The organism is Brevundimonas sp. TWP2-1, assembly GCF_049897645.1.
Classification (GTDB): Bacteria; Pseudomonadota; Alphaproteobacteria; order Caulobacterales; family Caulobacteraceae; genus Brevundimonas.
On the sequence record NZ_JAFCWR010000001.1, the window covers coordinates 1,490,277 to 1,502,103 of the forward strand.

The following is an 11,827-nucleotide window of genomic DNA, read 5'->3' on the forward strand; positions in this document are numbered from 1 at the left end:
GCGTTTCAGTCACGTCCCAGCGCCTTCAGTGCGCGACGCGTCGCCTCGGCGATCACGGCGTCGCGTTGATCGTCCGTCGCCTCGGGCGCGCCGGTGAAATAGGCGGCCATAAGAACCGGCGAACCCGACAGCGGCGTCAGCACGCCGATGTCGTTGGTCGCGCCATTGGCGCCGGTCCCGGTCTTGTGCGCGACCGTCCAGCCCTGGGGCGCACCCGCCTTGATGCGGTTGGGTCCGGTCGGCGAGGCGATCATCCAGCCGCTGATCAGTTGGTCGTGCTCGGGCGTCAGCCGGTCGCTGAACGCCAACTCACGGATGTTAGCGATGGTCTGGTCCGGCAGACAGGTGTCGCGCGGATCGTTGGGCAGGGCGGTGTTCAGGTCCGGCTCCAGGCGCGAGATGACGGTGGTGGTGTCGCCGAACGTCGGCCACCACGAACGCCATACGGCGATTCCGCCCATTTCACGGATCAGGATATTGGCCGCTGGATTGTCGCTGACCTCGACCGCCGCCTGCATCAGTTCGCGGATCGTCAGGGTGCGGCCGATGGCTTTTTCGGTGACCGGCGCATGGGGGATCATGTCCGCCCGCGTGACGGCGACGGCGCGGTCCAACTGTTCTTCCTCGCGCTGCACCCGCTCCAGCGTGGCGACGGCGAGGAAGGCCTTGAAGGTCGAGCAGAAGGCGAACCGCTCCTGCCCGCGCCACGACACCCGGCGTTGGCTGCCGACATCCAGCACCGCCACGCCCAGCCGTCCGCCGTGGCGCTCTTCCAGGTCGTTAAGCAGGAAGGGTTGCGGGGTCTCTTCCGCCTTGGGTTCGTCGCGTCGCGGATAGCAGCCGACGAGCGCCAGCGCGCCCGCCCCGCCGATCAGCGTCCTGCGATCGAACCCGGTCGTCATCCTCAGGCCGCGTAGCCCGAGGCCGACACGCCGCTCATGGGCGCCGGAATGGCCGTGCCCTCGTCGGAATATTCGTTCAGCTTGTTGCGCAGGGTGCGGATCGAGATGCCCAGGATATTGGCCGCATGGGTGCGGTTGCCCAGGCAGTGGGTCAGGGTGTCCAAGATCAACGTCTTTTCCATCGCCGCCACCGTCTGGCCCACGAAGCTGCGGGTCACGGCGTCGGCGGCCTGGGCGGCGCGGGCGGCGACGCCCAGGCCGCCGTCATAGGCATGGCCCGTCATCGCCCCCGCGCCCTGGCCCGAAAGCGGCTGACCGTCCGGCAGACGGATGGCGTCCACGTCGATCTCGGGTCCGGTCGCCAGCAGCACCGCGCGGTGCATGGCGTTCTCAAGCTCGCGCACGTTGCCGGGCCAGCGGTGGGCGGCGATGGCCTGGCGCGCCTGGGCCGAGATCGGGCGGACCGGCACGCCGTTGGCGGCGGCGTATTTCTTGATGAAGTGGTCGGCCAAAACGACGATGTCGCCCGGACGCTCGCGCAAGGACGGCAAGCGCAGATTCACCACGTTCAGGCGATACAGCAGGTCCTCGCGGAACGTGCCCTCCGCCACGGCCTTGGCGAGATCGCGGTTCGAGGTGGCGATGATGCGGATGTTGACCGAGACCGGCTTGGAGCCGCCGACGCGGTCGATGACCCTTTCTTGGATGGCGCGCAGCAACTTGGCCTGAAGCCGGGCGTCCATCTCCGAGATTTCGTCCAACAACAGCGTGCCGCCGTCGGCCTCCTCGAACTTGCCGATGCGGCGCGCGACGGCGCCGGTGAAGGCGCCCTTCTCGTGGCCGAACAGTTCGGATTCCAGCAGGTTGTCGGGAATGGCGGCGCAGTTGACGCTGATGAAGGGACGTTCGGCGCGACGCGAATGCTCGTGCAGATACCGGGCCATCACCTCCTTGCCGACGCCGCTTTCGCCGGTGATCAGGATCGAGGCTTCCGAGCGCGCGACCTGGTCGGCCAGTTGCAGCACCGCCTTCATCGACGGATCGGCCGAGATCATCGGCTTTTCGTCGTCGGCGACGGCCGACAGGACGGCGGCGATCAGTTCGGCGTCGGGCGGAAGCGGGATGAACTCCTTCGCGCCGGCCTTGATCGCGGCGGCGGCTTCGCGCGCATCGGCGTCGATGCCGAAGGCCACGACCGGGATGGTGATCCGCTCGGCCTCGTTGGCGGCGATCAGGGCGGCGATGTCCAGCTGATAATCGACCATCAGCAGGTCCGCGCCCTGTCCCCGGCGCAGTTGTTCGGTCGCCTGGTCGGCGCGCTCGACGTGGGTGACCTTGGCGCCGTGCGCCATGGCCATCTTCACCGCCGAAGCGAGCTGCCCGCTCAGTCTGCCTACCACCAGAAGACGCATCGTTCTTCTCCCTTAATTTCTAAAATCGGTCGCCTGTCAGGCGCCCGAATCCTCGGTCTTGATGATTTCCGTCATGGTCACGCCCAGTCGGTCATCGACGACGACGACCTCGCCGCGCGCGATCAGGCGGTTGTTGACGAAGATGTCGATCGCCTCGCCGACCTTGCGGTCCAGCTCCAGCACCGACCCCTTGTTCAGCTTCAGCAACTGGGCCACCGACATGTGCGACTTGCCCAGCACAGCCGAGATATTGACCGGCACGTCGAAGACGGTGGCCAGGTCTGCGGCGGTCTTGTCGCCGGCGTCGTCCACGGGCGGCAGGCCCGAAATGCTGGAGAACTCCTCCAGCGCCAAGTCGTCGGATGCCATCAGAACATGCTCCTGTCGACGGGAAGGGTTTCGGCGTGTCCGGCCTCGGCTGCGAGGGCGGCGGTCAGCGCCTCAGCGACCCGGTCGGCCGAACCTTGCGGGTCGTGATCGGCGCGGCCGTCGGCCCATTCCAGCTGAAATGCCGCGCGCGCCATGTTGGGCTCGTCACGGAACGCGACGACGCCGGTGAAACCGCTGTCGGCGCACGCCCGCTCGATCAGGGCGCGCGCCTCCTCGTCCAGCTCCGACGTGCGCACGACCAGTCGAGGGGAGGCGTCGATCTCCTGGGCCAGCATTTCCAGCGCGGCCTTTAGCGGCGCCTGGGGGAAACGCTCCAGCGCGGCGCCGCCGATGGCGCGGGCGGCGGCCAGTGCCAGGTCGGCGGACTGCTCGCGATGCGCCTGAGCCACGGCCTTCAACGTCGGCATGGCCGAGGCCACCGACTGGGCGATGTTGCTCAGGGCAATGGCGCGAAGGTTCTCGATCTCGCCAAGCGCTTGTTCGCGGGCCTCCAACCGTCCCTGCGCCACAAGGGCCTCGACCTCGGCCAGCAGATAGGAGCGTTTGGCGGGCTTCCACGCACTGGGGCGCAAGACCGTACCGTCCGCGTCGAACTCCGTGTCGAAGACAAAGGGGCGATGGATCTCTGGGGAATGGGTCATGTCAGTAGATCAACTCATCCTCGGCGCCTTGGCCGGCCAGCATGATGTCGCCCTTGGCGGCCAGGTCCTTGGCGACCTGAACCATGGCCATCTGCGCCGCATCGACGTCCTTCAGACGCACGGGCCCCATCGATTCCATGTCTTCGCGCATGATCTTGGAGGCGCGCTCGGACATGTTGGAGAAGAACATCTCGCGCAGCCCCTCCGAAGCGCCCTTCAGCGCCAGGCCCAGCGAATCCTTGTCCACGCCACGCAGCAGAGTCTGGACGCCGCCGGGATCCAACTTGGACAGATCCTCGAACACGAACATCAGGGCGCGAATGCGCTCGGCCGACTCGCGATTGCGCTCTTCCAGGGCGCCGATGAAACGGGCCTCGGTCTGGCGGTCGAAGCTGTTGAAGATGTCGGCCATCATCTCGTGGCTGTCGCGCTTGGACGTGCGGGCCAGGTTCGACATGAACTCGGTGCGCAGCGTCGCCTCGATCTTGTCGAGGATCTCACGCTGCACCGGCTCCATGCGCAGCATCCGCTGCACGCATTCGAGGGCGAAATCCTCGGGCAGGCTGGTCAGGACGCGGGCGGCGTGATCCGAGCGCACCTTGGACAGGATGACGGCGACGGTCTGGGGGTATTCGTTCTTCAGATAGTTGGCGAGGACGGCCTCGTTCACATTGCCCAGCTTGTCCCACATCGTGCGACCGGCCGGCCCCCGGATCTCTTCCATCAGGCCGTCGACGCGATCCTTGGGCAGGAAAGCAGCCAGCAGCTTCTGGGTTTGTTCGTAGCTGCCCATGACCGAGCCGGAGCCCGAAAGACCCGAGACGAACTCGATCATCAGGGCCTCGACGGCCTCGGCGCTGACGCTGCCCAGCGTCGCCATGGCCTGAGAGATTTCCTTGACCTCGTCGTCGTCCAGCCGCTCCCACAGGGCGGTGTGCTCCTCGCCCAGCGCCAGCAGGATGACGGCGGCCTTCTCCGGCCCCGTCAGCTTGTTCGGGTCGTCGATCGCAGACTTCTTGTTGACCAGCTTCGCCATCAGCCTTCGGCCACCCAGGTGCGCAGGATGCCGGCGGCATCATCCGGATGGGCCTGGACGAAGTCGGCGACCTTCTTGACCGAGGACGCCTTCACCTGCCCCTCGATGCGGGCGATGTCGATCTTCTGATCCATTTCGGTGGGGGCAGGCAGTTGAACCAGCTGCGGCTGACCGTCCGCGCCGATCACCGTCGTCGCCACCGTCGTCACCGGCGCGCCGTTGGCGCCCATGACGGCCGGCAGGTTCGTCCCGCCCGAGGCCGTCTTCAGCAGCGGACGCAGCACGAAGAAGATCAGCAACAGGGCGACGACCGTCAGTATGCCCAGCTCGACGAAGCGCATGATGTCGTTCTTGGAGAAGTCCAGCAGCGACGACTTGCCCTCCAGACCGCCGGCGATGCCGGTGTCGTGGTTGAAGCGGACGTTGATGACCTCGATCTTGTCGCCGCGCGTCTCGTCGATGCCGGCGGCGGCGGCGACCAGCGACTTGATCTGGGCGATCTCCTCGGCGGTGCGCGGCGCATAGGTCGGCTCGCCCTTGCCGTCGGCGGCGGGCGTCCACTTGCCGTCCACGGCGACGGCGACGGCCAGCTTCTTGACCTCGCCCGGCTCCTTGGTCGTGGTCGTGGTGGTCTTGGAGATTTCGTAGTTGGTGGTCTCGGCGTTTTCCGAGTTGGTCGAACCGGCCGGCGTGGCGCCGGGCGCGGCGCCGCCGGGGATGTTGTTCGTGGCGGTGACGCCGCCGTCGGCCTGGGCCGTGTTGTCGGCGGACTGCGAACCGTTGGTGGTGGTCGAACGGACCACCTGGCCATCGGGATCGAACTTCTCTTCCTGGGTGGTGGCGCGGCTCTGATCAATGTCGGCCGTCACCTGAACCCGAGCCGAGCCGATGCCCACGACGCCTTCGACGATGTCCTTGATGCGCGCCTGCAGCTGGCTTTCGGTATTGCCCTTGGCCTCGGCGGCGGAGGCCGAGGAGAAGGTCCCGTCGTCGCTGCCGGCGGCCAGGGTGCGGTTGTTCTGATCCGCGACGGTCACACGATCCGGCTTCAGGTTCGGCACCGACGAGGCCACCAGATTGCGGATCGCCCGCACCTGATCCGCGCTCAGATCGCGCCCGCCCAGCCCCACCAGAACGGCGGCGGTCGGATCGCCTGCGGCTGAGGTGAACATCTCGCGGCGCGGCATGGTGATGTGCACGCGGGCGGCGGTGATGCCGCGCATCGACATGATGGTGCGCGACAGTTCACCCTGCAGCGCGCGCTGCTCGTTCAACTGCTGCTGGAACTCGGTCTGGCCCAGGACGGACTGATTGTCGAACAGCTCGTAGCCGACCGACCCCGAGGTCACGAGACCCTTCTCGGCCACCAGCATCCGCGCCGTGCCCACGTCGTCGCGGTTGACCATGACGGTCGAGCCGTCGCCCTTGGACGTATATTTGATGCCGGCCTGATCCAGGGCGGTGGTGATCTCGCTGGCCTCGCGCAGATCTAGGTTGGAATAGAGCAGCGCGTCAGGCGCCTGGCCCATGCGCAGCATGACGGCGACCAGCACGGCGGCCACGCCCGCGGCGACGCCGAGGACCGCGGCCAGACGGCCGATCCCGAACTTCTGCAACGCCGCTGTGAAGCCGCCCACGCGTCCCCGCCCCATACACGCGGGAGACACAGACGCCCCGCTAGGCAGAAAATGCCGCCTGGATGGTAAACGTCGCGTTAAGAGAGGTTACGGTCGCGTCGGCGACCGGGCTTCCAGCTGCGGCAAGACGGCTGGCGCGCCCGACGGCAGGGGCGCCTTTGGGTCTCTCAGCCACGACACGACGTCGCGATAGACGATCTCGGCATCCAGATCGCGGTTCAGCAGATGCCAGCCGTTCGGATACCAGGCGGTGCGCAATGTGCCGCCCTCGGCCTCGGCCCGTTGCAAGGCCAGCCGCATCGGCCCCTTCTTCACCACCTCGTCGTGGGCGCCGTACATCAGGATGGCGTCGCCCCGGATGCGGCCCAGGCTGCGCGACGAGGTCTCCATCAGATCGACCAGCCCATAGACGGTGTCGAACCGCGTCGCGAGAATGCTCATCGGGTCGCGCCCGTTGCGGATCAGCTCCAGCGTATTGGACGACGCGTGGATGTCGCGGGTGATGAACTCGGGCGGCTCCAGCGCCACGTCGCCCAGCGCCCGCGCCGCAATGTTCAGCGCCGTGCTGTTCAGCGGCCCTTGCGTGGACCAGCCCCAGACGCCGGGCGCTAGCAGAACCACCCGATCAGCATCCGGCGGATTGTCCGAACCAAAGGCCGCCGCCGTCACCGACCCGCCCATGCTCTCGCCCACCACGGCGACGACGGCGTTGGGATAGCGAGCCCGCGCCATGGCCGTGATCTCGCGCAGGTCGTCGGTCATTCTCTGTTCGCCGGCCCATTCGCCCCGCCCCGGCGCTGCGCCGAACCCGCGCTGGTCGTATGACCAGGTCTCGATCCCCTGCTCGGCCCACCACGGACCGGCCAGACGGAAGCTGGCGTCGTGGTCGTTCATGCCGTGCAGCGCCACGATCACCGCCCAGGGCGCCCGATCCGCCGGTCCCCAGCGAAGATAGGGCAGACGCGCGCCATCCGACATGACCAGGGCGCGATCCTCGACATGAGCCCCGGTGAACCCCGGCGGCGGCGTCAAAGGCGGCTGGATATGGGGCGTGGCGCAGGCGGACAGGGCGAGCGCAGCCGCCAGCGGGATCAACTTGGAGAAATGCAAAACCATTGGTCCCACGCATCGGCTCACGAAAGAACTGGGTCCACGCCTTCGCAAGGACGAGCGGTCGCAGAACTCAGGATCGAACGCACCCGTTCCCGCAAATACGGAACCACCTCCGCCTCGAACCACGGGTTCTTCCTCAGCCAGGCCGTATTGCGCCAGGACGGATGCGGCAACACCAGCAGGTCCGGCGCATACTCCCGCCACGCCTGCACCGTCTCGGTCATGTTCCGCTTGGCTCGATCCCCCAGCGCCCAGGCCTGGGCATAGCCGCCGACCAGCAGGGTCAGTTCCATTTGCGGAAGGGCGTCCAGCAACTGCGGCCGCCACAGGTCCGCACACCGTGTCGGCGGCGGATAGTCGCCCCCTTTGGGCACCGTCCCCGGATAGCAGAAGGCCTGGGCCGCCACGCCGATGCGGTGATCGGCGTAGAAGGTCTCGTAGTCCACGCCCATCCAGTCACGCAGCCGGTCGCCCGACGGATCGGTGAACGGCAGGCCGCTTTCGTGCACCCGCCGTCCCGGCGCCTGGCCGCAAATCAGCAGCCGCGTCTCAGGAAAGACCCGCACCACCGGGCGCGGCGTGTGGGGCAGCACGCCCGCGCAGGCGCGACAGGCGCGGATGTCTCTCAGGACCTCATCGAGATCAGTCGTCATCGCCCTCGACGACCGGCGGACGGCGGCTCAGCGCCAGCGCCGTCTCTTCCTCGGTGGCCTGACGCAGGCGCGTTACGCCGCGGACCTGGTCCGGATCAACCGGCTTGCCCTTCTTTGTGATGGTCAGCTTGCCCTGGCGCATCAGGCTCAGCGCAATGGCGCGGACCTTGGGCAACATGCGCTGCCACTGCTCCGGCTGTAGCTCTTTGGCCACTTCGGCGGGCTCAATGCTCTTGCCGGGCTCAAGCGCAGCAATTTTGTTCAGGATTGCGGTTTCGATCGGATCGCTCATTGCGCCTATATGCTGCAACGCACGCCCATAAGTAAGGCCAAGTCTGCATGCCCAAGAAAATCACCATCACCGAGGGCGAGTTCGCCGGCTGGCAGACCTACGATCTGCACGACACCTTCGACACCGTCGTCGGCCCCTTCTACGGCAAGCCCGACCCCGACGGTCACATGCGCTGCGCCTTCCGCGCCGAGCAGAAGCACATGAACGCGGGCGGCCGGATGCACGGCGGCTGTCTGATGACGTTCGCCGACATCGCCATGTTCCAGATCGCCTATCAGGAGATGGAGGGCGCCTCGGGCGTCACGGTCCAGCTGGATTCGACCTTCATCGACGGCGGCTATGTCGGCGAACTGATCGAAGCCACCGGCCAGGTCACCAAGGCGGGCAAGAGCCTGATCTTCGTGCGGGGCCAGATCAACACCGGCGACCGCCTGCTGATGACCTTCTCCGGCGTCATCCGCAAGTTCACGCCGCGCGGCTGATCCGCGCGATTCCCGCCATGATAAGAGTGAAGGCGGCGGCGGGCCATAGGGCCGCGAGGCCCAGCCAGCCGAAAGTCAGGGCGCCCAGCACAGCTCCGAACGTCAAGCCCGCCCATAGCGTCAGATAGTGACGAAAGGCGGATCGGTCCCCGCCCTTGACCGCCCCGGCCAGAGCTTGCCCCAGCTTGACCAGGGTTCCGGTCATATAGGTCAGGCTGACCCCGACCTCTCCGTTGCGCAGGAAGACCGAGTTCTCGGCGCCCATGGCCATGACCATCAGGCCGACGGCCGGGGCAGTCAGCCCCGCGCCCGCCGCAGCGGCGGCCAGCGCCAAAAGCAACGCCTCGAACATCAGCACCCGGCTACGCGACCGTGCGTCCTCGCCGCCCGCGACCAAGGCGCCGGCAAAGGATCCCAGCACGAACAGACCAAGCACGGCGGCCAGATGCGCCGCCGCCGGCCAATGTCCCTCGGCCACGCTGGCGGCGAGCCGCGTGGAGTTGCCGCTCATGAAGGAAACGAAGACGCCGCCCAGCTGCAGAAAGCCCAGGCTGTCCACATAGCCCGCCAACCCCGCCAGCAGCAGGGCCAGCCACCGGTCGGACGGCGCCAGGAATCGCAAGGCCGCTTACCCCCCTACCTTGGCCGGGGCCCGGTAATGGACCATCCGCGCGAAATCCAGGCCGACTACGGCGACGATGTCGGAGATGGTGAACCGGTTCAGGGCGATGAGCTTCCACTTGGTCGGGCGCCGGTCCAGGGTCTTCATGAAGCGTTCCACATGTCGACCACCGCCTGTTCGCGTGCATCTCTGCCGAACAGGTTCGGCTCCGGATATAGCGCGGGCAGATGCGGGTTGGGCGCGCGGTGCGAGCTATAGAGTTTCATGTCGGCGTTCCCGTTTTGGGCAACGTTACTACCCGAAGACCGCCGCCGGCATGACCCCGACGATGGCCGCGCTCATGGCGGTGGCCATGAAGCCGGCGAACAGGGCCTTCCAGATCAGGCCCAGAACCTCTTCGCGCCGCTCGGGCATCAGCACCGACAGGCCGGTCACGGTGATGCCCACCGAACCGATGTTGGCGAAGCCGCACAGGGCGTAGGTCATCAGCATCCGCGTGCGCTCGCTCATGGCGTCGGCCGGGATTTTGCCCAGGTCGATGAAGGCCACGAACTCGGTCAGGGCCAGTTTGACGCCCAGCAGCCAGCCGGCCTGGCCCGCCTCGCGTGCATCGACGCCGATCAACCAGGCCAGGGGCGTCAGCAGAACCCCCAGGATACGCTCGACCGTCAGCGGCTCGCCGAAGACGATGAAGCCGCCCAGCATGACGTTGACCAGGGCCACCAGGGCCACGAAGACGATCAGCACCGCCGAGATGTTCAGCACCACCATCAGGCCGTCGGACGTACCCTTAGAGATGGCGTCGATGGCGCTGTCGTATTTCAGGGCCGAGTCGTAGCTGATCGCCTGGATGGCTTCCTTGTTGGGTTCCGGCACCATGATCCGAGCCAGCAGCACGCCAGCCGGCGCCGAGACGATGGAGGCGACCAGCACGTGGCCGGCGGCGTTGGGCAGGGTCTGCGACAGGATGCTGGCGTAGGCGACCATGGTCGAACCGGCGACCGTCGCCAGGCCCACGGTCATCATCAGGAAGATTTCGGACCGGCTCAGCTTGTCCAGATAGGCCTTGATGACGATCGGGCTTTCGATGGTGCCCAGGAAGATGTTGGCCGCCACCGCCAGGGCCGATGCGCCGCCCAGACCCATGGTGCGCTGGAACAGCAGGCCAAAGCCGCGGATCAGCCACTTCAGGATCTTCCAGTGCCACAGCAAGGCCGACAGGGCCGAAATGACCATGATCAGCGGCAGGACGTTGAAGGCGAAGGTGAACAGGGCGCCTTCGTTCTGCACCGCATAGGGCTGATCGCCCCCGCCCAGATAGCCGAACACGAACCGCGTCCCCTGCGACGTCGCGACCGCCAGGCCGTCGATGGCCCCCGTCACCGCCGTCAGCACGGCGCGCGATCCCGGAATGGCGAACAGGGCCAGGACCAGACCGGCCTGAACCAGGACGGCGCCGATCGCCAGCTTCCATGGGAAGACGCGACGGTTCTCGGAGAACGCCCAGCAGATGGCGATGATGACGACCAGGCCGAACAGGCTCTGGAGGTTCAGAAGACTGAACATGAAAGACGATCCCCGTATCCGGCGCGCCCGCCGGTCTTCATGCGCTTCAAGGACAAAGCAGCGCGGCTGGCAAGCGAAACGAAAAAGGGCGGCCCCTCGGGACCGCCCTCATCATGCCGTCGCGGACCGGCTCAGAGCTGGCCGCGCACCAGCTTGCCGTAGTGGCCCATCAGGTCCAGCGACAGGGCGCCGGGGGTGAAGCGATACTCGCCCACTTCGGCGACCGGCGTCACTTCGACGGCTGTGCCGGTCAGGAAGCATTCGGAGAAGCCCGACAGTTCTTCCGGCAGGATGTCGCGCACCACGACCTCGACGCCCTTCTCGCGGGCGATCTCGATCACCGTCTGGCGGGTGATGCCGTCCAGGATGTGCTCGACCTTGGGCGTGTGGATGACGCCGTCCTTGATGAAGAAGACGTTGGCGCCGGTCGCCTCGGCGACATAGCCGCGCCAGTCCAGCATCAGGGCGTCGGCAAATCCGTTACGCTCAGCCGTGTTCTTGGACATGGTGCAGATCATGTACAGACCCGCCGCCTTGGCCGTCGTCGGCGCCGTCGCCGGATCGGGGCGACGCCACTTGGCCCATTCCAGTCTCAGGCCGCGCGCCTTGACCTCGGGGTCGAAATAGCTGGGCCAGTCCCACACGGCGATGGCCAGATGGACCTTGTTGTTCAGCGCGGAAACGCTGGTCTGTTCCGGGCCGAGGTAGGCGACGGGACGCACGTAGCAGTCCGTCAGGCCGTTCTTGGCGCAGGTTTCCTTACAGAAGGCGTCGATTTCAGCGACGCTGTAGGGTATCTCGAAATCGAGCAGGTTGGCGGACCGCTTCAGGCGCTCGGAATGCTGCGTCAGCTTGAAGATTTCGCCAGCGTACATACGCTCACCCTCGAAGACCGACGAGCCATAGTGCAGGGCATGGGTCAGAACGTGCGTTTTCGCTTCCCTCCAGGGGACGAAATCGCCATTCACCCAGATCCAGCCGTCACGATCGTCGAAAGGAACGAAGGCCATTGAAATACGTCTCCCGCGAAATTGACGGTGTTAGAGCCTCACGAATCGCTCAGGTCAACGCCCGCAGCGGG

Annotated in this window: 15 protein-coding genes; 1 reads left to right on the forward strand and 14 read right to left on the reverse strand. The window is 66.7% G+C overall.

The window, feature by feature from the left end; genetic code table 11:
- Positions 1–5: 5 nt before the first annotated feature.
- The 9 genes from bla to ACP7BH_RS07465 form a co-directional block, all read right to left on the reverse strand.
- Complete coding sequence (gene bla, locus ACP7BH_RS07425; protein WP_425982501.1) at positions 6–902, reverse strand: class A beta-lactamase; 897 nt, start codon at positions 900–902, stop codon at positions 6–8.
- Positions 903–904: 2 nt separating this feature from the next.
- Positions 905–2,314: a sigma-54 interaction domain-containing protein gene (locus ACP7BH_RS07430; protein WP_425982499.1), complete on the reverse strand. Its 1,410-nt coding sequence runs from the start codon at positions 2,312–2,314 to the stop codon at positions 905–907.
- Positions 2,315–2,350: 36 nt separating this feature from the next.
- Positions 2,351–2,683 carry a flagellar motor switch protein FliN gene (gene fliN / locus ACP7BH_RS07435; protein ID WP_425982496.1) on the reverse strand — a complete coding sequence of 111 codons (333 nt, stop codon included), beginning with the start codon at positions 2,681–2,683 and terminating at the stop codon, positions 2,351–2,353.
- Positions 2,683–3,345 carry a flagellar assembly protein FlbE gene (locus ACP7BH_RS07440; RefSeq protein WP_425982494.1) on the reverse strand — a complete coding sequence of 221 codons (663 nt, stop codon included), beginning with the start codon at positions 3,343–3,345 and terminating at the stop codon, positions 2,683–2,685. The genes fliN and ACP7BH_RS07440 overlap by 1 nt, the downstream gene beginning before the upstream one ends.
- Before the next feature lies 1 nt (position 3,346).
- Positions 3,347–4,381: a flagellar motor switch protein FliG gene (gene fliG, locus ACP7BH_RS07445; RefSeq protein WP_425982492.1), complete on the reverse strand. Its 1,035-nt coding sequence runs from the start codon at positions 4,379–4,381 to the stop codon at positions 3,347–3,349.
- Positions 4,381–6,018: a flagellar basal-body MS-ring/collar protein FliF gene (fliF, locus tag ACP7BH_RS07450; protein WP_425982489.1), complete on the reverse strand. Its 1,638-nt coding sequence runs from the start codon at positions 6,016–6,018 to the stop codon at positions 4,381–4,383. Before fliF ends, fliG begins: the two co-directional genes overlap by 1 nt.
- Before the next feature lie 87 nt (positions 6,019–6,105).
- Positions 6,106–7,134 carry an alpha/beta fold hydrolase gene (locus tag ACP7BH_RS07455; protein WP_425982486.1) on the reverse strand — a complete coding sequence of 343 codons (1,029 nt, stop codon included), beginning with the start codon at positions 7,132–7,134 and terminating at the stop codon, positions 6,106–6,108.
- Between the two features lie 17 nt (positions 7,135–7,151).
- Positions 7,152–7,784, reverse strand: a complete 633-nt coding sequence (locus ACP7BH_RS07460; RefSeq protein ID WP_425982483.1) for a uracil-DNA glycosylase family protein — start codon at positions 7,782–7,784, stop codon at positions 7,152–7,154.
- Positions 7,774–8,076 (reverse strand): DUF3253 domain-containing protein, encoded by a 303-nt coding sequence (locus ACP7BH_RS07465; protein WP_425982480.1) that lies wholly within the window; start codon positions 8,074–8,076, stop codon positions 7,774–7,776. Before ACP7BH_RS07465 ends, ACP7BH_RS07460 begins: the two co-directional genes overlap by 11 nt.
- A gap of 47 nt (positions 8,077–8,123) precedes the next feature.
- Here ACP7BH_RS07465 and ACP7BH_RS07470 point away from each other — a divergent pair, with 47 nt between their 5' ends.
- Positions 8,124–8,558 carry a PaaI family thioesterase gene (locus tag ACP7BH_RS07470; RefSeq protein WP_425982477.1) on the forward strand — a complete coding sequence of 145 codons (435 nt, stop codon included), beginning with the start codon at positions 8,124–8,126 and terminating at the stop codon, positions 8,556–8,558.
- Here ACP7BH_RS07470 and ACP7BH_RS07475 read toward each other — a convergent pair.
- The 5 genes from ACP7BH_RS07475 to ACP7BH_RS07495 all read right to left on the reverse strand — a co-directional run bounded on the left by ACP7BH_RS07475 (position 8,542) and on the right by ACP7BH_RS07495 (position 11,756).
- Entirely contained in the window at positions 8,542–9,180 is a 639-nt protein-coding gene (locus tag ACP7BH_RS07475) for a YoaK family protein (RefSeq protein ID WP_425982474.1), read from the reverse strand. The two genes, ACP7BH_RS07470 and ACP7BH_RS07475, sit on opposite strands and share 17 nt — an antisense overlap.
- A 6-nt stretch (positions 9,181–9,186) precedes the next feature.
- Positions 9,187–9,327 (reverse strand): hypothetical protein, encoded by a 141-nt coding sequence (locus ACP7BH_RS07480; RefSeq protein ID WP_425982473.1) that lies wholly within the window; start codon positions 9,325–9,327, stop codon positions 9,187–9,189.
- Entirely contained in the window at positions 9,324–9,446 is a 123-nt protein-coding gene (locus ACP7BH_RS07485; RefSeq protein ID WP_425982471.1) for a hypothetical protein, read from the reverse strand. Before ACP7BH_RS07485 ends, ACP7BH_RS07480 begins: the two co-directional genes overlap by 4 nt.
- A 28-nt stretch (positions 9,447–9,474) precedes the next feature.
- Positions 9,475–10,746 (reverse strand): NupC/NupG family nucleoside CNT transporter, encoded by a 1,272-nt coding sequence (locus ACP7BH_RS07490; protein ID WP_425982468.1) that lies wholly within the window; start codon positions 10,744–10,746, stop codon positions 9,475–9,477.
- A 131-nt stretch (positions 10,747–10,877) separates the two neighbouring features.
- Positions 10,878–11,756 carry a branched-chain amino acid aminotransferase gene (locus ACP7BH_RS07495; RefSeq protein WP_425982466.1) on the reverse strand — a complete coding sequence of 293 codons (879 nt, stop codon included), beginning with the start codon at positions 11,754–11,756 and terminating at the stop codon, positions 10,878–10,880.
- Positions 11,757–11,827 lie beyond the last annotated feature (71 nt).